Annotated in this window: 21 protein-coding genes, 1 tRNA gene and 1 pseudogene; 11 read left to right on the forward strand and 12 right to left on the reverse strand. The window is 70.9% G+C overall.

Translation table 11 applies throughout. From position 1 onward, the window contains the following. Positions 1-126 precede the first annotated feature (126 nt). The 4 genes from ACTWQE_RS27520 to ACTWQE_RS27535 all read left to right on the forward strand — a co-directional run bounded on the left by ACTWQE_RS27520 (position 127) and on the right by ACTWQE_RS27535 (position 3904). Complete coding sequence (locus ACTWQE_RS27520; RefSeq protein ID WP_443331775.1) at positions 127-1296, forward strand: cysteine protease StiP family protein; 1170 nt, start codon at positions 127-129, stop codon at positions 1294-1296. 92 nt (positions 1297-1388) lie between these two features. Further along, a complete protein-coding gene (locus tag ACTWQE_RS27525; RefSeq protein ID WP_443331776.1) occupies positions 1389-2129 on the forward strand; it encodes an HAD family hydrolase in 741 nt (246 codons plus the stop codon). A 291-nt stretch (positions 2130-2420) separates the two neighbouring features. Next, complete coding sequence (locus ACTWQE_RS27530) at positions 2421-3080, forward strand: O-methyltransferase (protein WP_443331758.1); 660 nt, start codon at positions 2421-2423, stop codon at positions 3078-3080. A gap of 125 nt (positions 3081-3205) precedes the next feature. Next, a complete protein-coding gene (locus ACTWQE_RS27535; protein ID WP_443331759.1) occupies positions 3206-3904 on the forward strand; it encodes a maltokinase N-terminal cap-like domain-containing protein in 699 nt (232 codons plus the stop codon). Positions 3905-4010: 106 nt separating this feature from the next. Here the strand turns inward: ACTWQE_RS27535 and ACTWQE_RS27540 are convergent, their stop codons facing one another. The 3 genes from ACTWQE_RS27540 to ACTWQE_RS27550 all read right to left on the reverse strand — a co-directional run bounded on the left by ACTWQE_RS27540 (position 4011) and on the right by ACTWQE_RS27550 (position 6614). Continuing rightward, positions 4011-4223, reverse strand: coding sequence for an FmdB family zinc ribbon protein (locus ACTWQE_RS27540; protein ID WP_443331760.1), 213 nt, complete (start codon positions 4221-4223; stop codon positions 4011-4013). A 188-nt stretch (positions 4224-4411) separates the two neighbouring features. After that, on the reverse strand, positions 4412-5026 hold the full coding sequence (locus ACTWQE_RS27545) for a DUF4383 domain-containing protein (RefSeq protein WP_443331761.1): 615 nt from the start codon (positions 5024-5026) through the stop codon (positions 4412-4414). A 184-nt stretch (positions 5027-5210) separates the two neighbouring features. Continuing rightward, complete coding sequence (locus ACTWQE_RS27550; RefSeq protein ID WP_443331762.1) at positions 5211-6614, reverse strand: hypothetical protein; 1404 nt, start codon at positions 6612-6614, stop codon at positions 5211-5213. A gap of 366 nt (positions 6615-6980) precedes the next feature. Here ACTWQE_RS27550 and ACTWQE_RS27555 point away from each other — a divergent pair. Then, positions 6981-7055 (forward strand) — tRNA-Val (locus tag ACTWQE_RS27555). 69 nt (positions 7056-7124) lie between these two features. On the opposite strand, the pseudogene ACTWQE_RS27560 reads toward ACTWQE_RS27555, so the two are convergent. Next, positions 7125-7376 (reverse strand): annotated as a pseudogene (locus ACTWQE_RS27560) (tyrosine-type recombinase/integrase); the annotation flags it as partial. Between the two features lie 198 nt (positions 7377-7574). Between ACTWQE_RS27560 and ACTWQE_RS27565 the strand changes: the two are divergent. Beyond that, positions 7575-8048, forward strand: coding sequence for a cupin domain-containing protein (locus ACTWQE_RS27565; RefSeq protein WP_443331763.1), 474 nt, complete (start codon positions 7575-7577; stop codon positions 8046-8048). A 266-nt stretch (positions 8049-8314) separates the two neighbouring features. On the opposite strand, the gene ACTWQE_RS27570 is transcribed toward ACTWQE_RS27565, so the two are convergent. Then, the gene (locus tag ACTWQE_RS27570) at positions 8315-9490 is read right to left on the reverse strand and encodes an amidohydrolase family protein (protein WP_443331764.1); all 1176 of its coding nucleotides are present in this window, start codon (positions 9488-9490) and stop codon (positions 8315-8317) included. An 85-nt stretch (positions 9491-9575) separates the two neighbouring features. Beyond that, a complete protein-coding gene (locus tag ACTWQE_RS27575) occupies positions 9576-10019 on the reverse strand; it encodes a hypothetical protein (RefSeq protein WP_443331765.1) in 444 nt (147 codons plus the stop codon). 865 nt (positions 10020-10884) lie between these two features. Here ACTWQE_RS27575 and ACTWQE_RS27580 point away from each other — a divergent pair. After that, positions 10885-11355 (forward strand): lamin tail domain-containing protein, encoded by a 471-nt coding sequence (locus ACTWQE_RS27580; RefSeq protein ID WP_443331766.1) that lies wholly within the window; start codon positions 10885-10887, stop codon positions 11353-11355. A 360-nt stretch (positions 11356-11715) separates the two neighbouring features. Here the strand turns inward: ACTWQE_RS27580 and ACTWQE_RS27585 are convergent, their stop codons facing one another. The 6 genes from ACTWQE_RS27585 to ligD form a co-directional block, all read right to left on the reverse strand. Continuing rightward, on the reverse strand, positions 11716-12156 hold the full coding sequence (locus tag ACTWQE_RS27585) for a cytidine deaminase family protein (RefSeq protein WP_443331767.1): 441 nt from the start codon (positions 12154-12156) through the stop codon (positions 11716-11718). Between the two features lie 285 nt (positions 12157-12441). Continuing rightward, a complete protein-coding gene (locus ACTWQE_RS27590) occupies positions 12442-14238 on the reverse strand; it encodes a TIGR03767 family metallophosphoesterase (RefSeq protein WP_443331768.1) in 1797 nt (598 codons plus the stop codon). A gap of 381 nt (positions 14239-14619) precedes the next feature. Continuing rightward, entirely contained in the window at positions 14620-16404 is a 1785-nt protein-coding gene (locus tag ACTWQE_RS27595) for a glycoside hydrolase family 15 protein (RefSeq protein ID WP_443331777.1), read from the reverse strand. Positions 16405-16741: 337 nt separating this feature from the next. Then, entirely contained in the window at positions 16742-17452 is a 711-nt protein-coding gene (locus tag ACTWQE_RS27600; RefSeq protein ID WP_443331778.1) for a L,D-transpeptidase family protein, read from the reverse strand. A 210-nt stretch (positions 17453-17662) separates the two neighbouring features. After that, complete coding sequence (locus ACTWQE_RS27605) at positions 17663-18679, reverse strand: ATP-dependent DNA ligase (RefSeq protein WP_443331769.1); 1017 nt, start codon at positions 18677-18679, stop codon at positions 17663-17665. Beyond that, on the reverse strand, positions 18676-19572 hold the full coding sequence (gene ligD, locus ACTWQE_RS27610; RefSeq protein ID WP_443331770.1) for a non-homologous end-joining DNA ligase: 897 nt from the start codon (positions 19570-19572) through the stop codon (positions 18676-18678). The genes ACTWQE_RS27605 and ligD overlap by 4 nt, the downstream gene beginning before the upstream one ends. A 30-nt stretch (positions 19573-19602) precedes the next feature. Here ligD and ku point away from each other — a divergent pair, with 30 nt between their 5' ends. From ku to ACTWQE_RS27630, 4 genes are all read left to right on the forward strand, one after another. Then, positions 19603-20814, forward strand: a complete 1212-nt coding sequence (ku, locus tag ACTWQE_RS27615) for a non-homologous end joining protein Ku (protein ID WP_443331771.1) — start codon at positions 19603-19605, stop codon at positions 20812-20814. A gap of 16 nt (positions 20815-20830) precedes the next feature. Next, the gene (locus ACTWQE_RS27620; RefSeq protein ID WP_443331772.1) at positions 20831-21163 is read left to right on the forward strand and encodes a hypothetical protein; all 333 of its coding nucleotides are present in this window, start codon (positions 20831-20833) and stop codon (positions 21161-21163) included. An 88-nt stretch (positions 21164-21251) separates the two neighbouring features. Then, the gene (locus ACTWQE_RS27625; RefSeq protein WP_443331773.1) at positions 21252-21626 is read left to right on the forward strand and encodes a hypothetical protein; all 375 of its coding nucleotides are present in this window, start codon (positions 21252-21254) and stop codon (positions 21624-21626) included. 311 nt (positions 21627-21937) lie between these two features. Next, complete coding sequence (locus ACTWQE_RS27630; RefSeq protein ID WP_443331774.1) at positions 21938-22678, forward strand: alpha/beta hydrolase; 741 nt, start codon at positions 21938-21940, stop codon at positions 22676-22678. The last annotated feature ends 517 nt before the right edge of the window (positions 22679-23195 follow it).

Consider the following 23195-nt stretch of genomic DNA (forward strand, 5'->3'; position numbering starts at 1 on the left):
GCGCCCCTGTCCGGGCCCCTGCGCGGGCCGGAGTTCTCCTCCTACGCCCCCGATGACGTCGGCTGGCTGCTCCAGGACTTCTAACGGGTCGAGCTCGAGGCCCCGACCGAGGAGCGCGAGGAGGCCATCCAGCGCGGCGGTGCGCACTACGCCGAGTCGCTGCCCGTCGAGTACCAGCCCAGTGACGAGTACCAGAAGCTGTTCCGGGCGGCGCTCGACACCTCCGCCGTGCGGATCGCCCGCGCCCTCGGCGCCGTCACCGAGCTCGTCCTGGCCGAGCGCGGCGCAGGGGCGAGCCCGGGGCCGGGGGGCTCGGACGCTCCGGCGCGTTCGAGTGCCTCCGGTGGCCCGGGCAGCCGGGGCGGCTCGGGCGGCCAGGTCAGCCCGGGCAGCTCGGCCGGGCCGGGCCTACCGGGCAGTCCGCGGTACTCGGGGCGCCGTCCCGTGCTCGTCTCCCTCGCCCGCGCGGGCACCCCTGTCGGCGTTCTCATGCGCCGCTGGGCCCGGCACGCGCACGGGCTGGACCTTCCGCACTACGCCATCTCCATCGTCCGCGGCCGCGGCATCGACACCACCGCCCTGCGCTGGCTCGCGGAGCGCCACGACCCGGCCGATGTCGTCTTCATCGACGGCTGGACGGGCAAGGGCGCGATCACCCGCGAGCTGGCGCAGGCCGTCAGGCCCTTCCCCGGCTTCGACCCGGAGATCGCGGTGCTCGCCGACCCGGGCCGCTGCGTCCGCACGTACGGCACCCGTGAGGACTTCCTCATCCCCTCGGCGTGCCTCAACTCCACGGTCTCCGGCCTGGTGTCGCGGACCGTGCTGCGTGCCGACCTCGTCGGTCCGGACGACTTCCACGGCGCGAAGTTCTACCGCGAACTGGCCGGATCCGATGTCTCGGGCCTCTTCCTCGACACCATCGCCGCCCGCTTCGACGAGGTCGCGTACGAGGCCGCCCTGGATGCCAAGGAGCTCCTGGCCGCCGACCGTACGCCCACGTGGGAGGGCTGGGCAGCCGTCGAACGGATCAGCGAGGAGTACGGCATCCACGACGTGAACCTCGTCAAGCCGGGCGTCGGCGAGACGACGCGCGTGCTGCTGCGCCGCGTCCCCTGGCGGATCCTGGCCCAGCGCGGCGCGGGAGCCGACCTCGACCACGTACGGTTGCTCGCGGAGCAGCGCGGCGTACCGGTCGAGGAGGTCGACGGCCTGCCGTACACCTGCGTCGGCCTGATCCACCCCCGCTACACGCGCGGGGCGACGGGTGCCGACGGGAAGGCGGTGAGCGCGCCGTGACGACGATGGTGGGGAGCGCTGTGACGAGGACTCTGGTCGCCAGTGACCTGGACCGCACGCTCATCTACTCCGCGGCCGCCCTCGCCCTGTCCATGCCGGACGCGATGGCACCGCGGCTGCTCTGCGTCGAGCTGTACGAGCGCAGGCCCCTCTCGTACATGACCGAGACGGCCGCCGGCCTTCTCACCGAGCTGGCACGTGCGACGGTGTTCGTCCCCACGACCACCCGCACCCGAGAGCAGTACGGCCGTATCCGCCTCCCCGGCCCCGCCGCGCGCTTCGCCATCTGCGCGAACGGCGGGCACATCCTCGTGGACGGCGAGTCCGACCCCGACTGGCAGGCCCAGGTCCGCGACACGTTGGAGGCGGGCTGCGCCCCGCTCGCCGCGGTCCGTGAACACCTGCTGCGCTCCGCCGACCCGGCCTGGCTCCTCAAGGAACGCGTGGCCGAGGACCTCTTCGCCTATCTCGTCGTCGACCGGCCGCAGCTCCCCGACACCTGGGTGAAGGAGCTCGCCCGCTGGGCCGACGGCCAGGGCTGGACCGTCTCCCTCCAGGGCCGCAAGATCTACGCGGTCCCGAAGCCGCTCACCAAGAGCGCGGCCGTCGCGGAGGTCGCGCGGCGCACCGGTGCCACCGAGATCCTCACGGCGGGCGACTCGCTCCTCGACGCGGATCTGCTGCTGGCGGGGGACCGGGGCTGGCGGCCGGGCCATGGCGAACTGGCCGACACCGGCTGGCTGGCGCCGCGTGTCAGCGCGCTGTCCGAGATGGGCGTGGCGGCGGGTGAGGAGATCCTGCGCGCCGTGCTGCGTGCCGTGGCTGCTGGGTGAGTCTGCGGGTCGGTGCAGGGTGTGGCGGGGGCGGCCGGGCGTGTTGCTCGGCGTGTGCGGGTGATTCGGCGGGTCGGGTGCGTGCCCGCGCGGGTGATGGGCGGGCGTGGTGCATGTCTGTGCCGGGCGATTCGGCGGGTGGTGGTGCGCGTCGTGGGCCCGCTGGGCGTGGGTGCATGTCGTGCGCCGGGTGGGCCGGGTGCGCCGACGAGTGGTGTGCTGCGCGTCGTGGGCCCGGTGGGGCGGTGAGTCGTGCTGCGCGTCGTGGCCCGGTGAGCCAGCATGAGAAGCATGGCGGAGATCAAGTGGACGCCGCTCACCCGTGAGCTCTACGCGTACGTACTGGCGCACAACCCGCCGCTGGACCCCGTACAGCGTGAGGTCGTCGAGACGACGCACGCGAAGCTACCGCAGGCCGCCGGCATGCAGGTCGCGGAGGAGCAGGCGCCGCTGCTGGCCTTCCTGGTACGGCTGACCGGCGCTCGCCGCATCGTCGAAGTCGGCACCTTCACGGGCCTGTCGGCGCTCTCCATGGCGGAGGCGCTGCCCGCCGACGGCCGGCTGATCACCTGCGACATCAGCGAGGAGTGGACGGCGTACGGCCGCGAGGCGTGGGCCAAGGCCGGGGTCGCGGACCGGATCGAGCTACGGATCGGCCCGGCGCTGGACACGCTGGGCGCGATGCCCACGGAGCCGGCCATCGACATGGCGTTCCTGGACGCGGACAAGGAGAACTACATCCCGTACTGGGAAGAGCTGGTCCCGAGGATGCGGCGGGGCGGGCTGCTCGTCGTGGACAACGTGCTCTTCCACGGGCAGGTGGTGGATCCGTCGGCGACGGGCCCCGCGGCCGCGATCCGGGAGTTCAACGAGCATGTGGCGGCCGATACCCGCATGGAGTCGGTGATGCTCACGGTGGCGGACGGGCTGACGCTGTCCCGCAGGCGTTGAGATGTCCCGCAGGCGCTCAGCTCTCCGGTGGGCGCTGGGCGTTATCAGGTGGGCACTGGGGTTTGTGGTGGACGCTGAGCCGTCGGCCGGGGGAAGCACACGCCGGCGGAGAACGTTCCTGAGGCATGGCTGTCATCCACAAAACCACCATGACCCCCGGCAAACTGGAGCTTCTGGCGTCCTGGCTTCCCACACAGCCGTGGTACATCAGCGCGGGGAGCGAGCCGGAACTGTCCAAGGCCGGCGGCTTCCGGCTCGAGGACCCGGAAGGCGAGGTGGGGATCGAGTTCATGGTGGTCACGGACGAGTCCGGCGATCGACCGGTCTCGTACCACGTACCGGTCAGTTACCGTGGGGCCCCACTCGGCGGAGCCGACGAGGCCCTCATCGGCACGGCCGAGCACGGGGTGCTGGGACGGCGGTGGGTGTACGACGGGACTCACGACCCGGTTGTCGTCGCTCAGTTGCTCGCTCTCCTCCAGGGCCGCGCCGAGCCGCAGGCACAGAACGTCACCGACACCCCCGACCCCTCCGTCACCATCTCCGTGGCCGGAGACGGCTTGGCGACCGAGCTCAGGCCGACGACCGTCGCCAACGGGTCGTACGGCACTCGCCTCGGGGTGGAAACCGGGGCGGAAGCCGGGCCGAACTCCGTGTCGGCGGGACGGCTGACCGTCCATGTGACACGCGTCCTCCAACCGGAGCAGGAGGCTCCGAGCCCCCGCACGACCGAGGCCCAGGGGTACGTCACCGCCGGCTGGCTCTCGCCGGATGGCGGCGAGAACCGCGGCCTGTTCGCTGTCCTCCGGCGCGCGGCGTCCTGATCCACTGCGAGGTGAAAGCACTGGTCGCAGCCCTTGACGAGGGCGCGACCAGTACTTTGCGCCATCAGTACCTCCGCAGCATGGCCTCGCCGCGGCGGGCAGGATCCTAGCCGCAGCAGCCGCCTCCGCAGCAGCCGCCCCCGCCACCGGCGGGCGCGGCAGGCGCGGCGGCGGTGCCGCCGACCGCGACCGTGGACAGCAGCTTGACCGTGTCCTCATGGCCGTCCGGGCACGTGGCGGGAGCGGAGGACTCGGCCATCGGGCGGTTCAGCTCGAAGGTGGTGCCACAGGACCGGCAGCGGTACTCGTAACGGGGCATGGACCCAGAATATCCGCCGACGGCCTGACGGGCGGCGGCAGTCCCGAGGCACCCGTCAGTGATCACTGTGTCCGGGGGCGGTCGTGTGTCTACGGCCGTGCGGTCGTGTGGTGCTGGTGCTGGTGCTGCGCCGGCCCGGGGCGGTGCGGTCATACGGCTATGCGGTCGTGCCGGGGTGGCGGACGTGATCACCTGCCCGTAGGGGGGATCTCACGTGCGCTGCCCGACTGCCTGGCCTGGATGCTCAGCCGAATGGCCTTGGCACGCAGCGCCGCCTGCTCCCGGGCCGCCTCCTCGGGGTGACGGGCCACCCAGTACGGATTGTCGTGCGGAAGCGTCAGACTCACCCGTCCGTACATCCCGAAGATCATCAGCATGATGCCGACCACAAAGCTGAAGAGGACGTTCTGGATGCGGAACGCCAGAAAGTTGAAATCGGTCTCCAGCAGCGCGAGATTGACGAATCCGCTGAGCAGGAATCCCAGACTGACCACGATGTTGAGCGTCGACGCGACATTGCCGCCGATCACCATGCCCACGAAGAGCAGCACCCCGACGACGATGGACAGCACGCTCAGCGCGCCGTTCGTGTTGAGCCCGGCCACTGTGTCGCCACGGGTGTCGAACACTCCGACGCTGCCGGTCAGCCCGACGATCCCGAAGGCGAGCAGGACAAGACCCATGACTCCCGCGCCGACCCGGTAGACGCGGCTCAGACGGTGATCGACCGGCAGGTGCTCGTCGAGGCGGATCCGCCTGTGGCGGGCGGTGCGACCGCCCCGTACGGCGTTCCTTGTGGCCATGTCCCGCCTCCTTCGTGGTCCAGCGGGTACGGGCGCGGCGGACCGAGGTCATGAACACCGGTGCTCTTCCAGCATCCGCCGGTCCTGCGCCCCACGCCAATGGTCCCTGCGGCCGGTCCCGGGGCCGGGGACCGGGACGGTGCTGAGGCCGGCTCGACAGCGGCACCGGTGCGGGCCGCTACCCCTACCCCCCGCTCGCGTGGCCGCGCTCCTCACGGATGTCGCTCACCACGCGGGCCACGGTCCGCCGTACCGACTCCGTCTCCGTCAGGAAGTGCCAGTAGTCGGGATGGCGGCCCTCCAGCCCGGCCACGGCCCGTTCCAGCCGGGCCACCGCACCGTCCAGCGGACCCGCGTGACGAGGGTCCGGTCTGCTGCGCCCCGCCATCGCGAGACGCTGTGCGTCGCGGATCGCGAACCGGGTCCGTTCGATCTCCTTCGACGGGTCGACGGACACCTCGTCCAGCTGCCGCAGCCGCTCACCGGCGGCGGACACCGCTTCGTCCGTGGCGTTCAGCAGCGCCCGTACCGTACTCAGCCGCGACGTCGCGTCCGGCCAGCGCTGTTCGTCGCGCGCCGCCTGGGCCTCCTTGAGCTTCTCCTCCGCCTGGGCGACGGACCGGGCCGCCTGCTCCGGTACGGGCTGGAGGTCCTGCCAGCACGCCGCGCTGTACCGGCGGCGCAGCTCGCTGAGGATCGGCTCGACCCCGGCGGACCGGGTGGTCAGCGCCTGGGCGCGGGTACGCAGCGACACCAGCCGCCGGTCGATCTCCGCGGCCTTCTCCGGCAGCCGCTCGGCCTCGCTGCGCAGGGCCTCGGCCTCCCGCAGCACGTCGTCCGCGCGGCGGATCGTCGTCTGGACACCGTGCTGCCCGGCGCCCTGTTTGAGCTTCGTCAGCTCGGGAGAGAGCGCCGCGAGCCGGGCCGCGAGATCGTCCGCCCGCAGGCCGGAGGCCCGTACGGAGTCGAGGGCGTTGCTCGCCGCGAGCAGCGCCTGGCGGGCCCGTTCGACGGCGGGAGCCAGCCGGGCGAGCTGGGTCTCCGCCTTCTGCAGCAGGGGTCCCAGGCCACCGACGAAGCGGTCGAGCTCGCGTTTGACCTGCTCCAGATCGTCCTTCGCCCGCGTCAGGTCGGCACGGGCGCGGGAGGCCGCGGACGCCTCCAGGCCGTCGCGGTCCAGGTCGTGGGCGTCGACGGCGGTGATGTAGCTGCCGCTGACCTCGTCGATGCGCCGGCCCAGCGCCTGGAACTCCTCGACCGCCCGGCGAGCGGCCGGGGTGTGGTCCACGGCCGAGATCGTCTCGATGGAGATCCGCAGATCGCGCTGGGCGGTGTCGAGCTCGTAGAAGGCGGCGGCCGCGGCGTCCTTGGCGGCTTGCGCATCGGCGCGCTGGCTCTCGCCCCGGCCCCACCAGCGCCGGGTGCCGCCGCCCGCGAAGGCTGCGGGCACGGCGAGCGCGAGAACCACCGGCGCCAGGCAGAAGAGGGCGAGAACATCCCGGACCGGGCCTGCGGTGTCGGGACCCTTGGTGATGCGACGACGGCGGCGTGCTCGCTGCGTGTACGGCTGCCTCGGTGTCGCCGTCACATCCCTCTCCCGTGCTGTGTTCCGCGCCCCTGCCCGGTGCCATTCTCCCACCAGGTAAGGACGAACACACGGGCCTGTCAGTTCGCCGTCCTGGGAGCCCGGACGGTCCGGAGAGTGCGGAGATTCCGGAGAGTGACATCGGCCCACCGCAGGGAGGGGGCCGTCCCCCGGCCGTCCCCGCATACGCCCCGGCTGCCGGTCGGCCCGCCTTAGGTCCGGCTCGCATCCGGGCGCGGCACCCGCGGCCGCTGCGGCGGCGGTCCTGCCCGCTCCGGCGCGCGGCTACGGGCTGGGCTTTTGCGTCTGCCCGCCACTACTGGTTTGCCGCCTGGGCCCGAGGGCCATGTAGTCTGTCAGCTCATCCCAGGGCGCATAGCTCAGCGGTAGAGCGCTGCTCTTACAAAGCAGATGTCGGCGGTTCAAATCCGTCTGTGCCCACCAGCCAAAAGACCCCCGGACCAGTCATGGCCGGGGGTCTTTGACATCCAGCTCCGACATCAACGGTGGCGGTCAGCCGGAGCCGGGGCGTCGCTTCAGCAGCCGGTCCATGTGGCTGACGGTCTCACACTGCGTGTCCTGGACAACGTGCGTGTACACGTTCATGGTCACTGCGATCTGGCTGTGCCCGAGGATCTCCATCACCACGCGGGGAGCGACCCCGGCCGCGGTAAGGAGCGTGGCACAACCGTGCCGGGCGTCGTGGAGCCGGATGACGCGAAAGGCGGCGGCTCCGGCGACGCGGGTGAGCGAGCGGTACAGGTTCTCGGAAGTCTCTCCGCCGACCTTCCGCCATTGTCGACTATCTCGCGCGCTGGGCACATGCGACTGCCTCAGCCGAAGCTGGCGTGGGGCTGGTGGGCCAGGCGTCATCTCCTGGTCCCACATCCACCCGGATGGTGGCTTACCCCCGTCCCGGCGACGGGAAGACGTGAGGAGGCCCACGAGGAAAGGCGCTATCGCATGGCGAAGAACACCGTCGTACGCCACAGCGGCGAGGGGAAGGCGTTCTGGATGCTGGACAGCCTCTACGAGATCAAGGCGTCCGGCGAGGAGACCAATGGCGCGATGACCATCATGGAGATGACCGTGCCGGAGGGGATGGGCCCCCCACCCCACATTCATTCTGGAACCGAGACCATCTACGTGGTGGAAGGGACGCTGCGCCTTCACATCGGAGACGAGGTATTCGACGGAGGTCCCGGATCGCTTTTCCACATCCCCGAGGGGACGTTGGAGCGGTTCGAGCCCACGAGCACGGTGCGCCTCGTGGTCACCTACACGCCGGGCGGCCTGGACAAGTTCTTCGCCGAGGCCGGTGAACCGGCCCAGCGCCGTGAGCTGCCCCCGAAGCTGGATTCCCCGCCGGACATCGACCGCTTCATCGAGATCGCCAAGCGGTACGGCGTTGACATGAGGCCCATGCCTGGCAGCTAGCCCCCCTCGGGGGACACGGCGTTGGGTGACCTGTTCGTTTCAGGGGATCGTCATGACCAAGGAGGGGGAGACGGTTACCTGGCGCGGCCAGGGCGTTGGCCACTTCACCGCGGGCGGCGGCGTGAAATGGCGCGGCGCAATCCGGATGCCGCATTCCCCTGCCGCGCGCGCCACACCGGACGGCGCTCCCACCATCCTTTGCCGAAACGGGCAGGCCAAATATTCCTCAGCTCTCGGGAGCACTCGGAGCCGGAGTCGGACGAGATTTACCGGCGGTCCGTGACAGAGGTTTCCGCGGTGCGGAGGACTGCTCGTTCGGGGATGTACGGGCGGCCGTCCGCCACGACGAGGCGTACGTTCCGCAGGGCGCCGAGATCCTCGAGCGGGTTGCCGTCCACGATCAGGAGATCGGCGCGGTAGCCGACGTCGAGCTGCCCCGTGTCGGCACCGATTCCCACGGCGTGAGCGGCTTGGGCGGTGGCCACGTCGATGACTTCGGCCGGGGAAAAGCCGATGTGTTGGAAGAATTCAAGACTGGAGACGAAGTCGTCGAAGACGGCGTGCGGTACACCGGCGTCGGTTCCCGCTATCAGCTGTACTCCCTGTCGGCTCATCGTGCGCAGCCGGTCGAACATTTCCTCGGCGCGCTCGATTCCGAACCGTTGCGCGAAGCCGCGCCAGTCGGGGCTGGCTGCTGGGCAGACTCGAATTCCCTTGGCCACGATGTCGGCGATGAGTTCCTCGCGCACATCGAAGCCCTCCTCCGCCATCCAGGTGCAGTGCTCGATCGTGTCGACTCCGGCGGCCACTGCCGCGGCGATGCCGTCGGTGCCGTGCGCGTGAGCGGCGACGGGCAGCCCGGCCCTACGGGCCTCCTCGACCACGAGACGGAGTTCCGCGGGTGTGAACTGGGATTTCCAGATCGGGGGGCCACCTTTGGTGAGGCCGCCACCGGTGGCCATCACCTTGATGACATCGGCCCCGTCCTTCACCGCGCGCGTGACCATGTCGCGCATGGCGCCCTCTCCCGCGACTTCGCCTCCAAGGAACCAGCAGTGCCCCCCTGGTGCCGTCAAAGGCGTGCATGCCGCGAGGATGCGTGGCCCGGGGAGAACCCCTTCCGAGATCGCCTCACGCAGGCGTACGGCGAGACCGTTGCGGTCTCCCAGATCGCGCACGGTGGTGACTCCGGAGCTCAAAACCTTTGCCGCCCGGCCGGCCATACCGAGTAACAGACCTGCTTCGTCCGTCGTCCCCAGGGTGGCCACGGGGTCGGCCCCGGCGTCGAGGAGGAGATGGACGTGACAGTCGATCAGGCCGGGGAGCAGCGTGGCGTCCGGAAAGGAAAATCTGGGCGTGCCATGCGGGGCGAGAGCCTCTGTCTCGGCGCTGGGGCCGACAGCTGTGATCGTGTTCTCCTCGACGAGTACCGCGCCGTCCACCACACAATCGCCGCGAGGCCCCGTCAGAACCCGCCCAGCCGAGATCAACAAATCCATGTGGTCTTCACACTCCCAGCGAAACCGCTCACAGCCAGCCCTGCCGATAGCTCAGTGCCGTATGTACGCGATGCACTGAGGGATCATCAGGTGTTGGGGGGCTGACGCGGTCCAGTACGGATGCCCACTCCAGAATGATGGTGGCGACCAATTCGGCCTCACGCTCGTGTTCCTCGTCGTAAGAAGTGCGACGCAGGGCTCTCTTGACGACGCTCAAGGAAAGGTTCGGCATGAGCTGGCGCAGGAAATCGTCATCGGCGTCGTCGCGTTGGTGATCGGCCAGGATATGGCCGATCTCATGCAGGATGATGTGGTCCTGATGGCTCTTGCTGGTCTCTTTCTGGTAGAGGATGTAGTCGGCTGACTGGGTGCCGATCCACAGGCCGAACGGGCCGGGAACCGGCAGCGGGTAGGGGAGCAGCCGAATGGGTCGTTGACGACGCTCACCGAGGAGTTGGCAGAGAACGTCCACTTGGAGTGGGGGCTGGATCCCCAGAGCTCGGAGCTCTCGCTTACACCGCCGCCTTAACTCTCGCTCCTTCAATGACCGTCTCTTCGTGATTGCGTCCGGTTTCCGGCGCCGTAGAGGCAAGCGGATGCCGGAAGGCAGGCGGCCGGAGGTCAGCCGTTCATTCATCCGTGATTCCTCTGCGTTTCCGCTTTGCTCCAGCCAGTGGACGACATCCAAGAGGTTATCCGTGGGGCAGACGTCGTCGGCCTGGGGTGCCTGCCCCAGTTACCGCCAGGGCACCCAGCCGGACGGAGTCCGGAGGGGATTATGAAGTACGACCTGGGCGAACGGAGATCGAACACAGTCTCTTCACTGGAGTTGAACCGCGTCAACCCCCGGCGGGGTGCCGTGAGCCACGCCCCACGCGACGTACCCGGAGTACGGCCGCCGGTCCGCGCCGGTCCGCGCCGTGCGGCAGGCGTCGGATGCGGCGAGGCCCACCACAAGGAGCGGATGTGGAGGGCGGCGCGGCCGGAGTTGTGCCGATCGGGTGAAGGTCTGCTGTTACGTGCCGCGCACGCTTCAGATGGTGGGGTGGATGTGCCGATGACCAAGGGGAAGCGGTGCGGAATGCCCTGGGGGGCTTGGCAGGTGCGGGTGGATGTAGAGGCCACGGCATTACTCCGCGTTGCACGCCGGGGTCGTGCGCCTTCGCGCACTGTTGTTGCGTGAATGTCCGAGTTGTGTAACACGCAATGGTTTAGTGCTGTACCAGCGGGTCGATGGCCCCACTCTGGTCTGGCCCGGCCCGCTCGGACCGGGATGAATCACCTGGTCATGAGCCGTGTTCGGCCATGCCCGCACATCGGAAAGCAGGGGGATCGACATGTCCCGCACCGCTCGTACACTCACCACCACCGCCCTGATCACCGGGGCGTTGATGACCGCGGCCGTGCTGCCGGCGTCCGCCCACGAGGACCACCGCCGTCTTCGCGGGGTCGAGATCGGCCAGATCCAGTACGACGCGCCGGGCCCGGACCGCCGCGCCAACCGCTCGCTCAACGGTGAGTACTTCACCGTTGTCAACAACGGTCGTCGTTCCGTCCAGCTGCGGGACTACACCGTCTCCGACCGGGACGGCAACACCTACACCTTCGACCGGCTGCGGCTGGGCAGCGGGCAGGAAGTGACGGTGTACACCGGGCACGGTCGCGACCGCTGGCTGCAGCGTTACCAGGACTCCGACTACCACCTGTACGACAACAACCGCGGCCGTCTGACCCTCCGCAGCGACCAGGGCGACCGGATCGACCAGTGTCGCTGGGGCTGGGAGGACCGCGGTCACATCGACTGCTGACAGCCTCGCCGCTGACACCGCTACAGCGCTGCCTCCACCCCAGGGCCCGGGGTGGAGGCAGCGGCTGTGCGCCGGGAGGCATCTTCGCCGGGGCGCAGCCCCCAAGGGCCGTATGACGTAGGGACCATGGCGGCGTGTGACGTAGGGATCATGGCGACGTCCGGGCGCAACCGCCCCCCGGAAATTATGGGTCTTCCTCCTGAACACACTCCCATCGAAGGGCGGGGTCAGTGCCGTGGGGCACATACGGAGCAGCGTGGGGGCCGTCGCCGCCCTCGTGATCGTCATGAGCACCGCGCGGTGTTTCTCCCGGCGGCGCCGTACGCGTACCGCGCGGGCGCCCAGGCGTGGCGGGTGGTGTCAGTCGGTGCCCGCCGGTCGGCCGTCCTCGGTGCCGAGTTGGTGGTCGGCCCACACGTAGGCCTCGGGAAGGAGCTCCGTAAGGGGCACGGCACGCAGCCGGCCGCCCGTACCGACGATGACCCGGAGCGCCGGGAAGTAGTCGAGCAGGACCTGTCGGCAGCGGCCGCACGGGGACACCACCCCTCGCTCGCGGTCACCCACCGCGACCATCGTGGTCAGGTCGTACGCGCCCTGGGCCGCCGCGGCGCCGATGACGACCAGCTCGGCGCAGGGGCCGCCGGTGAAGTGGTAGGCGTTCACGCCGGTGATGATGCGGCCGTCGCGGTTACGGGCCGCGGCCGCCATGCTGTGGTTGTCGCCGCGGCAACGGGTGCGTGCGACCTCGGTTGCGGCTCGGATGAGCTCATGGTCGATGACGGCGGCGCTGTCGGCGTCCATGGTCGTGTTCTCTGCTCTCGTACGGCGTTGGGCGGCTTCGGTCCGGACCACGATGGTAAGGAAACGGTGAGACAGGCCGCGGCCCGGCCGTCGCGGAATCCACCGCTCCCCACCGCACGGCGGAGGACGTGCCGGACTCCGCCGACGGGCACCGGATTCCCCGCCGTTGACCTTCTCCCAGGGGCAGGCCCCAGCATCGGTGGGGCCGGGTGAGAGGTCCCCTATGAACCGGAGCTGCGGCCGTAGGCAGTGCCCGGGCCCCGGCAGCCGGGGCCCGGGGCCGGTTCAGGCGTGGGGTAGGAGGAGTTCGGTGTTGCCGTCGGCGGGCGTGCCCGCGAGTCCCTCCGTGACGCCGGGAGCGTTGTACGACAGCTCCCGGTACAGGGAGGCGAGCCCTACGGCTGACAGATCGCTGACATCGCCGCGGTGCGGAGCCGACGACTCGATGAGCGTGGTGAACAGGGAGAGCGTCCCGTCGTGGTTGTCGACCAGCTCCACCATGCGCGCGTGGTGCGGGTAGTCGATGTGCGACGCGGTGTTGATCTCCCAGAACGAGCGGTTCGCGGTCGCGTGGGCATGCGGGGTGATCTTGTTGATGTGGCTGTGGCCGTTGACCCACGCGACCACATTGGGGAACCGGCTGAGGAGGGCGACCAGTTCCTCCCCGTCGTGACGCGGCTCTTCGGACCGCGCCGCGTCGGGACGCCTGCGCATGGTGGGGCTGTTGTGGTGGCTGAAGACGAGGATGCGGGCGTCGTCGGCCGCGGTGTTGCGCACCGGACGGCCGTCGGCGTCGTGGTAGCGGGAGCTGTGGGCCGCCAGCGTCCGTTCCAGCCACAGCAGTTGTCCGGTGTCCAGCGACCCCTCGTAGTGCCCGCTGCGGTAGGTGGTGTCGAGACTGATGCCGATGACGCCCTCCGCCACCGGGAACGAGTAGTACATACGGTCGCCGTCGAGATGGTCCTCGGTGTAACCGTGGCCGGCCGGACCGGCGCCCGTGTACCTCGGGTCGAGGTGCGCGGCGAGATACTCGTGCGGGGTGAAGGGCTTACGGCGCTCGTCGGCCGCGATGGTCCGGGCCTTCGGCGCGTAGCTGCTCAGGATGCCTTTGAGCACACCGGACTTGGGGTCGTCGCCCGTCCTCAACGCTTGGGCCAGGGCGGCCGGACCGGAGCCGGGAACGGCGTACAGCTTGCGGGAGCCGATGGCGAACTCGGTCAGTTCGGGATCGTCGGGAGCCCAGCAGCCGCCGGGCAGGTCGTCGTGGTTGCCGACGGTCGAGTACCAGGGGATCCGCAGGCCCGGACTGGTGACCGGGCGGATCGCGGCTTCGAGGAAGCCCGGGATCCGGGGCATGCCGAGCTTCTTGTCGTTGTCACGCAGCGCGTCGTCGGGGTGCCAGTACAGCGGCAGACCGGAGTTCTGTACGCCCTCGTAGAACCGGGGATCACCGGTGTTGGGGACGATCCGGCCGCCGCTCATGGCCGTGAGGAACCACTCCAGCTCGATGGAGGAGTTGTTGTCGACGTTGTCACCGGTGCTGATCACGAAGGCCGGAGGCCGGCCGGTGTGCGGGCCGCCTCCGAGCGCGTTGACCTGCTCCACGAGCGAGACCGCGCCGGCCACCGAGAGCGCCTCCTGCGGCCGCCAGGAGCTCGCTGTCCGGGCGCGCAGATATTCCGTGCGCAGCGGGCTCTGTACGTCCACCACATGCAGGTCGGTGAACTGAACGAAGCAGACCAGGGCGGTGCGCCGGTCCTCCCGGCCCGATCGCGGCGCGGCGAGCTCGCCCCGTACGACCAGGGGCCGGCCGGGCCCGGAAACCAGCCGCCGGTAGCCGCCGCTGCCCACCGCGGCCCCGCCCGGGAGCTGCGCCGTCGTCTCGAGTGTCGTCCGTCCGTACGGCGCGGCACGCTTGGGGGCCGGGCGGGGCGCGGCCACCGGCTCCGCGGCGGAAGCCGCGGGAAGGCCGCCGGGACGCTGTCCGGGAATCAGCGGCCCTGCCAGTCCGCTCCCGGCGATGGCGGCGCCGGAGGTGAACAGAAAGCGCCGACGGTCGAGGTGGGGTCCTGTCCTGGCCATGGGCCCCTCCGATGCCGCGGGCCTGACGGTGTCGACCACTTCGACTCCTCGCTGCATTGCTGATCGCTGACTCGCTGAAGCACTGCATGGCCGCATTGCTGCATTGCCGCATTGCTGAGCGGAATCGCTCATTCGGGATCCTGGGCAACAGGAATGGACTGCTCATTAACGACGCCGGAACGCGGAACGCCCTCGAACGGTCAGCGATGGAGTGGCGAACGACAGGACAGACGGCCGTAACCCGTCCTCCGCCCCGTGCTCACCGGACGTTCGGACGCGGCCCGATGTCTGTGACGTAACCGGGTGCCGGAGAGCCGGAGCAGAGGCTGCATTCCAGGTCAGTGGCCTCGGCGAGGCTGGGACCGGCCCAAGGTCGCGGCACTAGCCCAGGGTGCGGTCCAGGTTGAAGGCGGCGCTGATCAGGGCCAGGTGGGTGAAGGCCTGGGGGAAGTTGCCGTGCTGTTCGCCGGTGTGGCCGATCTCCTCGGCGTAGAGGCCGAGGTGGTTGGCGTAGGTGAGCATCTTCTCGAACGCGAGGCGGGCATCGTCCCGGCGGCCGGCGCGCGCCAGAGCCTCGACGTACCAGAAGGAGCAGATCGAGAACGTACCCTCCTCGCCCCGCAGCCCGTCCGGGCTCGCCTGCGGGTCGTAGCGGTAGACCAGGGAGTCGGACACCAGCTCCTCGCCCAGCGCGTCCAGGGTGGAGAGCCACTTCGGGTCGGTGGGCGAGACGAACTTGGTCAGCGGCATCATCAGCAGGGAGGCGTCGAGTACGTCGCCCTCCTCGTGCTGGACGAACGCGCGCCGCTCGGGGGACCAGCCGCGGTCCATGATCCTTCGGTAGATGGTGTCCCGCTCCCGCGCCCAGCGCGCGGTGTCGGCGGGCAGACCGCGGTGGGCGGCCATCCGCATGCCCCGTTCGATCGCCACCCAGCACATCAGCCGTGAGTACGTGAATTTCTTGCGGCCACCACGGGTCTCCCAGATGCCTTCGTCGGGCTGGTCCCAGTTCTCGCACACCCAGTCGATCAGCGCGCAGACGGTGTCCCAGTGGTCGCTGGAGATGGGCTCGCCCCACTTGTCGTAGAGGTAGAGGGAGTCGATGAGTGCCCCGTAGATGTCCAGTTGCAGCTGGCCCACGGCGGCGTTGCCGACCCGTACGGGCGCGGAGCCCAGATAGCCCTCGAGGTCGTGCAGCAGCTGTTCGGGAAGTTCACTGCGGCCGTCGATGCCGTACATGATCTGCAACGGGCCCGAGGGTTCGTCCCCGAGGCCGACGCGCTCGGACAGAAAGTGCATAAAGGCCTTGGCCTCGTCGGTGAAGCCCAGCCTGAGCAGGGCGTAGACGCAGAAGGCGGCGTCGCGGATCCATACGTAGCGGTAGTCCCAGTTGCGCTCGCCGCCGATCTGCTCGGGAAGGCTGGTGGTCGGCGCGGCGACGATGGCGCCGGTCGGCGCGTAGGTGAGCAGCTTCAGGGTGAGCGCGGAGCGGTGCACCATCTCGCGCCAGCGGCCGCGGTAGCGGGACGCGGAGAGCCAGCGCCGCCAGTACCGTACGGTCGCGTCGAACAGCTGCTCCGCCTCGGTCAAGGCACAGGACCGGGGCACGACCTCGCCGCCCACCCGGTCGAGGGCGAACACCGCCGACTCGCCTTCCCGCAGCTTGAACAGCGACCAGGCGTCCCGGCCGTCGTGCTCCATCGGCACGCTGGCGGAGAGCGCGAGGGTGAGTGAGGCCGAGGTGAAGACCGCCTGACCCTGCTGAGTGCTCACGGTGTGCGGCTGCGTCCCGTAGTCGAAGCGGGGTGCCACCCGGGCCCGGAACGGCAACGATCCGCGGACGCACACCACCCGCCGGATCAGCCGGTGCCGGTCGGCCTCGCGGGAGTCGTCGACGATGGGCATGAAGTCCTGGATCTCGCCGACGCCGTCGTCCGCGAAGAAGCGGGTGATCAGCACATTGGTGTCCGGGAAGTAGAACTGCTTCGTCCGGGTCGGCACGTCGGCGGCGAGCTCGAAGCAGCCGCCCCGGTCGGCGTCGAGGATCGAGGCGAAGACGCTGGGCGCGTCGAAGCGCCCACAGCAGTACCAGTCGATCGTGCCGTCCGTGCCCACCAGGGCCGCGCTCCGGAGGTCGCCGATCAGACCGTGCTCGGCGACCGGCAGATAGCGGGACTGGCGGCCTGGGTAGAGGCCGACGTCACCTCTGGCCTCGGGAACCTCGAGCGTCGCATCGGCCACATTGGCCTCGGCTGCCTCAGCAGTCTCAGCGGCTACACCCTGGGACTCGGCGGTCACGACGGCCTCCCTGGGGTCACAGGTCGGAGAAGCCCCGTCTCTCAGCGTAGGGCGTTTTGTCCGATGGCCGCGGGTTCGGAGGGGCGGGCTCCGGACGGTGGAGGCCGGGCGGGGGCGGACGCAGGGCAGGCCAGGCCAGTGGCAGCCCGGGCAGTCGGCCCGGGGATGGATCCCGCACGCTGTGGAGGGCGGGAGGAGGGGCGCGTCAGTAGCGGGTGATCGACGTGCGGCCGGTACGGGTGCCGATGGCGATGTGCGGCCGCGCCGCCGGGTCCGCCCAGGCCAGGATGGCGCTCATCGCTCCGGCGGGGACGGATACGCACCCCGCTGTCGCCCCACGGCCGTTGACGTGCAGGAAGATCCCCGCGCCCCGCCCCCTGACCGGATGCGCGTAGTTGAAGTCGATCACCATGGCCCGCGCGTACTGGACGGGATAGGACGCCAGGTGCTCGGCCTCCGTGGCGGCGCAGTCCCGGGGCAGCGGCTCGACCCACCGGTTGTAGGACGTCGAGGCGTTGTCCTGGCACCACCAGGACTCGCCGGTGATCCGCCGGTACGGGTACGAGGCCCCGGGCGGAGCCTCGGCGGTGCCGAAGGCGAAGGGCAGGCCGTACAGACCCGTCGGCGTGGTCGAGGTGCCCTGGAGCCGTGACCGCCCCTCGGCCAGACCGCCCGCCCCGAAGCGAGCCGGGCTCGAACCGGCCCTCACCCACCTGCCCTTCCGTTGCTGCCACCACGTCACGGTGCCGGTGGTGGAACCGGTTCCCGCGGCCACGGCGGTGATCAGCTGGGTGCCGCCGCCGGTGGCGGCCATCCGGGCGGGCAGGGGCGCGGGTAGCGGGGCGCGATCACCGGGCGCGGGGGCGGCGACGCCGTCGCGGGGGAGCAGCACGGTGGTGGCGGCCGCCAGCGCCATGACGAGGCACCGGAGCCGCAACCGGAGGAAGGAGGCCATGGGCACCAGCCGCGTACGGGGATGGGTGGGGGGACGGTGATACAGCCCTGATGTATCGCGTGCCGCGGTCGGTCAAAAGCACCAGCCGACGATTCATCCGTGCGGCGCAGGACGAACGGTGCCGACCGGCCGACCGCCGAGCGGGCTGACCACCGGCCGGCCGTGCCGCGCTCAGTCCGGGACGCGCAGGCGGACGATCGTCGTCATCGGGGTGCGCGTGGCCGTCTGCTGGACCTCGACGGTGAGTTCCGGTGGGACGGGGGTGTAGAGGGTGCCGTCGGGCGCCGTCCGCGCGCCGGAGCCCGCCCCGGGCGTGTCGGCCGGTGCCCGCTTCGGGTCTCCCGGTGCCCGCTTCGGGTCTCCCGGTCCCCCGGGGGTGTCGGCCGCCGTACTGGCCGTGCCGGCCGCCGCACTGGGCGTGTCGACCGGTGCGGCGCGCGTTTCCGCCAGGGCCGCGGCCAGCCGGGCCCGCAGCCCCGGGCCCAGGGGGCCGGAGACGACGGGTGTGTCGTCGCCGGGCAGGATCACGACGAGCGCCGTGGGCCGGGCCGGGCTGCCGGTCACCCCGATGACCACCGCGTCGTGCGTGTCGGAGTGCCGCAGCTTCTGCCAGTCGCGGCGGCCGCCCCGGTAGGGATGCTCGAGATGCTTCATCACCAGTCCCTCGACACCGATCGCGCGCAGGGACGCGTACCAGGTGGCGGCCAGCTCCGGGTCGGTGGTCATCGGCACGGCCTGCAACGGCGGCCCGAGCGGGGCGAGCAGCTCGACGAGGCGGTCGCGCCGCCGCGCGTACGGCAGCCGCCGCAGATCCGTCGCCCCGGCGGCCAGCAGGTCGAACGCCGCGTAGGAGGCGGGGAGTTCGCGGGCGAGGGCGGCGGCGCGGGCGCGGCCGGCCAGCGCACGCTTCTGTACGGCGGCGAAGTCCGTCCGCCCGCCGGTCCAGATGACCACCTCGCCGTCGAGCACCGTACCCGCCGGGAGGGCCTCCGCCGCGGCCGCGAGGTCGGGGAACGCGTCGCCGACCGGACGGCCGGAGCGTGCCTGGAGCAGAACGCCCTCTTCGGTGCGGAAGACGACCAGCCGGTGGCCGTCGAACTTCGGTTCGTACGCGTACGGGCCCTGTGGCAGCGAGTCCACCGACCGGGCCAGGGCGACCCGTACGGGAGGCCGCAGCTGCGGGCTCATCCGGAGGCGCTGGGCAGCGGGCGGGCGTGCCCGGGGTCGAAGAGGTGGTCGAGGAGGTCACCGTGGTCGGCGACGCGCGGCGCGATGTCATCGGCCTCGAAGGCGAGTTCGCCGGGGTCGGCGCATGCCTCGATCTCGTCCCAGGTGACGGGCGTGGAGACGGTCGGGGCGCCGCGGGCGCGCAGGGTGTAGGGCGCGGCGGTGGTCTTCGCGGCAGTGTTCTGGCTCCAGTCGACGAACACCTTTCCCGGCCGGAGCTGGCGTGCCATCCGGTGGACGACCAGGCCGGTCATCGCCCGCTCCGCCTCGATCGCGAGGCCCTTGGCGTAGGAGGTGGTCCAGCGGGACGAGACGGGTTCCAGCGGCACCAGGATATGAAGGCCCTTGGAGCCGCTGGTCTTCGCGAAGACCTCGAAGCCGTCCGCCTCCAGCCGCTCGCGGAGCCACCGGGCGACCGCGCAGCACTCGACGATCGTCGCCGGCTCCCCGGGGTCGAGGTCGAACACCAGCCGGTCCGCCTGGCCGGGCGCGTCCGCCGTCCACTGCGGTGTGTGGAACTCGGTGACCAGGTTCGCCGCCCACATCAGCGTCGGCATGTCCTGGACGAGCACATGGCGGCCGCTCTCACCGGCGCCCGAGCGCGGCACGACGGCGGTCTTCACCCAGTCGGGAGTGCCGGGCGGCACGTTCTTGGCGAAGAAGTGCTGGCCCTCGGCTCCGTCGGGATAGCGGAGGAAGGAGAGCGGGCGGTCGCGGAGGTGGGGGAGGAGGACGGGCGCGGTCGTGGCGTAGTAGTGCAGCAGCTCGCCCTTGGTGAACCCGGTCGGATAGAGCACCTTGTCCAGGTTGCTCAGCGCCAGGCGGCGCCCCTCCACCTCCGTCATCTGGGACATACCATGAGAATCCCATGAAAAGGATGAATGATGCGATCCATCTGGAAAGGGTCTATTTCGTTCGGCCTGGTCAACATTCCCATCAAGATTTTCGGTGCCACGGAGAGCCACTCGGTCTCGTTCCGCCAGGTGCACATGGCCGACGGCGGCCGGATCCGCTACCGCAAGGTGTGCGAGCTGGAGGACGAGGAAGTCCCCAACGAGGAGATCATCAAGGCGTACGAGGCACCCGACGGGACGACGGTCCCCCTCACGGACGAGGACCTGGCCGCGCTTCCGCTGCCGACCGCGAAGACCATCGAGATCCTGGCCTTCGTCCCTGCCGACAGCATCGACCCGCTCCAGCTGGAACGCTCGTACTACATCGGTGCGGACGGGGCAGCCGCTGCCAAGCCGTACGTCCTGCTGCGCGAGGCCCTGAACACCACCCGGAAGGTGGCCGTCGCCAAGCTCGCGCTGCGCGGTCGCCAGACGCTCGGGATGCTCCGCGTGATCGAGGACGCTCTCGCCCTGCACACGATGCTGTGGCCCGATGAGATCCGGCCCCCGGTGGGCGTGGTCCCCGAGAAGAAGGTGAAGGTGCGGGAGGCCGAGCTGGATCTCGCGGACACCCTCATGGAGACCCTGGGGGAGCTGGACGTCGAGGAGCTCCACGACGAGTACCGGGAGGCCGTCGAAGCGCTCGTCGAGGCGAAGCTGGAGGGGGCCGAGCCCGAGCCGGCCGGGGAGCCGTCCGAGGGTGGCCGGGTCATCGACCTGATGGCGGCGCTGGAGAAGAGCGTGCGCGCCGCGCAGCAGGAGCGGGGGGAGGGGGCGGGCGAGGGGGGCGAGGTCAAGCAGTTGCGGGGCGGTGCCCGGCAGACCGGCCGGGGCGGGACGAAGAAAACGGCGGCGGGTGAACGGACCTCTTCCGGGGGCGCGCGGAAGGCCGCTGCCTCCGGGGGGAAGAAGGCCGCGTCCTCGGCCAAGGGGGGCGGCGCGAAGAAGAGCGCCTCGGCGGAGGCCGGGACGGCCGGGACGGCCGGGACCAGGAAGTCCGCGGCGAAGACGACTGGGGGCAAGGCGACCGGGGGCAAGGCGACCGGGGCCGAGAAGTCGACGGCGAAGAAGTCCACCGCCACCAAGTCGGCGGCGAAGAAGTCCACCCAGAAGAAGACGGCCGAGAAGAAGGCAGCGGAGAAGAAGACGGCCGGGAAGACCACCGCCGGGAAGACCGCGGCGAGGAAGCGCGCCTCGGCCTGAGAAGGGAGGTGGGGTCATGCATGCCCGGCATGAGGTGCGGGCGGAGTACGGACCGCCTGCCGGGACCGGGGCCACGGGTGGAGAAACGGAAAGGTCCGAGAAGAAGGCCGAGGAGAAGGGCAGGGACAGGATCTGGAGGAGGAAGAGGCGGCGCTCGGGACGAGGCGCGGAGGGCAGCGACCTCGGACCGGTCAAGATGTGGCACATGGTCCGTGGCTCCGGCACGACGGCCCTGTGCGGGCGCGAACTCGATCCGCGGGCGGCCACCCGGCCGGAGGATGTCTGGGGCAGGACCAGGGAACCCTTCTGCCATACCTGCGGCGCGACCTATCTGCGTGAGGTTCCCTGACGGACCGCCGTCCGTCCACCGCTCCCGGCCGCACCCTCGCCTCTATGATCCATCGCTCAACGATTCATCGGCGCAGCGGAGGTAGAACGTGCGTACGGGACTCCTGCGGTTCATCGGGGCCGCCACGGCTGTCTACGGAGTCGCCGTGACGGCCCGTCCGTCATGGCTGGCCCGCCCCTCGGGACTCGTGGACGACGACGGCGGTACGGCGGAGGAGACCCGGATCTCGCTGCGTCCGCTGGGCTGGCGCGACGCCGCCAACGGGCTCGCGATGGCGCTCGCCCCCGACGGCCCGGCGCTCCGGGCGGCGACCGTGCTCCGTATCGCCTCGGACCTCGGCGACGCGGTCCTGCTCGGCGCGACGCTCCCGAGCCGGGACAAGCGGATCAAGGCGGTTGCCGTCTCGGTGGGTTGGGGGGCGCTGTCCGTGGCAGGGCTGCTCTCCCGCACCGCACGGTGCTGAACCGAACGGCCGAGCGCGACCGTCGGGCCACTGCCCGACGCCGGAACGCCGGCCTCGGCGTGGGCGGCTCCTGGAGCAGCAGGCCGAACGCGCCGAACCTTGCGGCCCCGGACCCGGCCGCCGCCGCACCCGTCGGTGCCGCAACCCGGCCGCACCGGCCTCGCGGCGCTGAACCCGGCGGCCCCGGACGGCTGGTGCCGGAACCGTGAAAAAAACGAGGACCCATCCGGCCGGGCACCGGCAACGAATACAGGCCGGGGGATGGGGAGTGGGGCAACGGCCCGAAGCAGCAGGGGAAGGGGACGCGCGGCATGGACGACCACCATCATCATCTGGAACGCGGCTTCGAGGACTTCGTGGGACACCGACCGCTTCTGATGCGTACGAGACCTGCACATGCGGGAGCCGGGGTGCTGATGCTGCACGGCGGGCGGGAAGCGGCACTCGACCAACCCTGCCCGTGGAACCTGCCCGCACTGCGGATGCGGCCCATCGCCCGCGCCGTCCAGCGCGCCACGGTCGGCTACGGCGTGGCGATCGGCGAGGTCCGCTACCGGCACCGGGGCTGGAACGGCCACCGGGCGGACGCCGCCCAGGACGCCGCGGCCGCTGTCGATGAGCTGACCGCGACTGTCGGGCCACTGCCCCTCGTACTCGTCGGGCACTCCATGGGCGGCCGTGCCGCGCTGCGCGTCGGCGGCCATCCACGGGTCCGGGCGGTGATAGCACTCGCCCCCTGGTGCCCGGTCGACGAGCCGGTCGACCACCTGGCGGGGACGAGTGTGGTGCTCATCCACTCCGACTCCGACCGGATCACCGACCCGCGCGGCTCGCTGGACTTCGCCGTACGGGCCAGGGCGGCGGGCGCGGAGGTGTGCCGTCTGGTGGTACCGGGCAGCGACCACGCGATGCTGAAGCGGGCGATGGACTGGCACTCCGTCACCGCACAGCTCGCCGCGGGCTTCCTCGGCGCGGCGGAGCTGCCACCGCAGGTCGTGGCCGCGCTGGCGTCCGGGGACGGCGAGGACGAGGGGCTGACGTGCCGGGTGTGACGGGTGGCCGGCCAGGGACAGCGGGTGTGACGGGCGGTCGGCCGGGGACAGCCGCTGCCCCGGCCGCCGTACGGGTGGCCGCTGACAGGCCGCGGGCTGTCGTGCACGTCCGGCGGCCACCGGCTGCCGCTCACTGCCGTCCGCCACCGATGACCGCTCACTGCGGGCGGCCATCGGTGGCGATGCACCGCGGGCGGCCATCGGTGGCGATGCACCGCGGGCGGCCGTCCGTTGCGGTGTGCCCGGCGGCCACTGCTTACGGCTCACTGCCGACGGCTGTGGATTCTCGCGGCCGCCGGTCAACCCTGGCCCCCCGCCACCGGCCCCTGGCCACCGACGCCTTGCGACCGCCTACGGGCTTGCCGGCGAAGCGCCGGCAGGTTCCTGGCCCTCGGGCTGCCGCAGCGCGTACGCCGCCCCGGCACCGGCGGCGAAGAGCGCGAGCACCGAGACCGCGGTGCCGAGCCAGTTCGCCCCCAGCCACTGCCCGCCGAAGTAACCGAGGCTGACGCTGTAT

The sequence above is a fragment of the Streptomyces sp. 8N706 genome (genome assembly GCF_052245415.1).
Taxonomy (GTDB): domain Bacteria; phylum Actinomycetota; class Actinomycetes; order Streptomycetales; family Streptomycetaceae; genus Streptomyces.

What these genes read in the sequence shown, in the direction of transcription:
- ACTWQE_RS27525 (WP_443331776.1), top strand. Translation starts at nt 1,389, where the DNA reads ATGCCGGACGCGATGGCACCGCGGCTGCTCTGCGTCGAGCTGTACGAG.
- ACTWQE_RS27530 (WP_443331758.1), top strand. Translation starts at nt 2,421, where the DNA reads ATGGCGGAGATCAAGTGGACGCCGCTCACCCGTGAGCTCTACGCGTAC.
- ACTWQE_RS27535 (WP_443331759.1), top strand. Translation starts at nt 3,206, where the DNA reads ATGGCTGTCATCCACAAAACCACCATGACCCCCGGCAAACTGGAGCTT.
- ACTWQE_RS27540 (WP_443331760.1), bottom strand. Translation starts at nt 4,223, where the DNA reads ATGCCCCGTTACGAGTACCGCTGCCGGTCCTGTGGCACCACCTTCGAG.
- ACTWQE_RS27545 (WP_443331761.1), bottom strand. Translation starts at nt 5,026, where the DNA reads ATGGCCACAAGGAACGCCGTACGGGGCGGTCGCACCGCCCGCCACAGG.
- ACTWQE_RS27565 (WP_443331763.1), top strand. Translation starts at nt 7,575, where the DNA reads ATGGCGAAGAACACCGTCGTACGCCACAGCGGCGAGGGGAAGGCGTTC.
- ACTWQE_RS27580 (WP_443331766.1), top strand. Translation starts at nt 10,885, where the DNA reads ATGTCCCGCACCGCTCGTACACTCACCACCACCGCCCTGATCACCGGG.
- ACTWQE_RS27585 (WP_443331767.1), bottom strand. Translation starts at nt 12,156, where the DNA reads ATGGACGCCGACAGCGCCGCCGTCATCGACCATGAGCTCATCCGAGCC.
- ACTWQE_RS27590 (WP_443331768.1), bottom strand. Translation starts at nt 14,238, where the DNA reads ATGGCCAGGACAGGACCCCACCTCGACCGTCGGCGCTTTCTGTTCACC.
- ACTWQE_RS27600 (WP_443331778.1), bottom strand. Translation starts at nt 17,452, where the DNA reads ATGGCGCTGGCGGCCGCCACCACCGTGCTGCTCCCCCGCGACGGCGTC.
- ACTWQE_RS27605 (WP_443331769.1), bottom strand. Translation starts at nt 18,679, where the DNA reads ATGAGCCCGCAGCTGCGGCCTCCCGTACGGGTCGCCCTGGCCCGGTCG.
- ligD (WP_443331770.1), bottom strand. Translation starts at nt 19,572, where the DNA reads ATGTCCCAGATGACGGAGGTGGAGGGGCGCCGCCTGGCGCTGAGCAAC.
- ku (WP_443331771.1), top strand. Translation starts at nt 19,603, where the DNA reads ATGCGATCCATCTGGAAAGGGTCTATTTCGTTCGGCCTGGTCAACATT.
- ACTWQE_RS27620 (WP_443331772.1), top strand. Translation starts at nt 20,831, where the DNA reads ATGCATGCCCGGCATGAGGTGCGGGCGGAGTACGGACCGCCTGCCGGG.
- ACTWQE_RS27630 (WP_443331774.1), top strand. Translation starts at nt 21,938, where the DNA reads ATGGACGACCACCATCATCATCTGGAACGCGGCTTCGAGGACTTCGTG.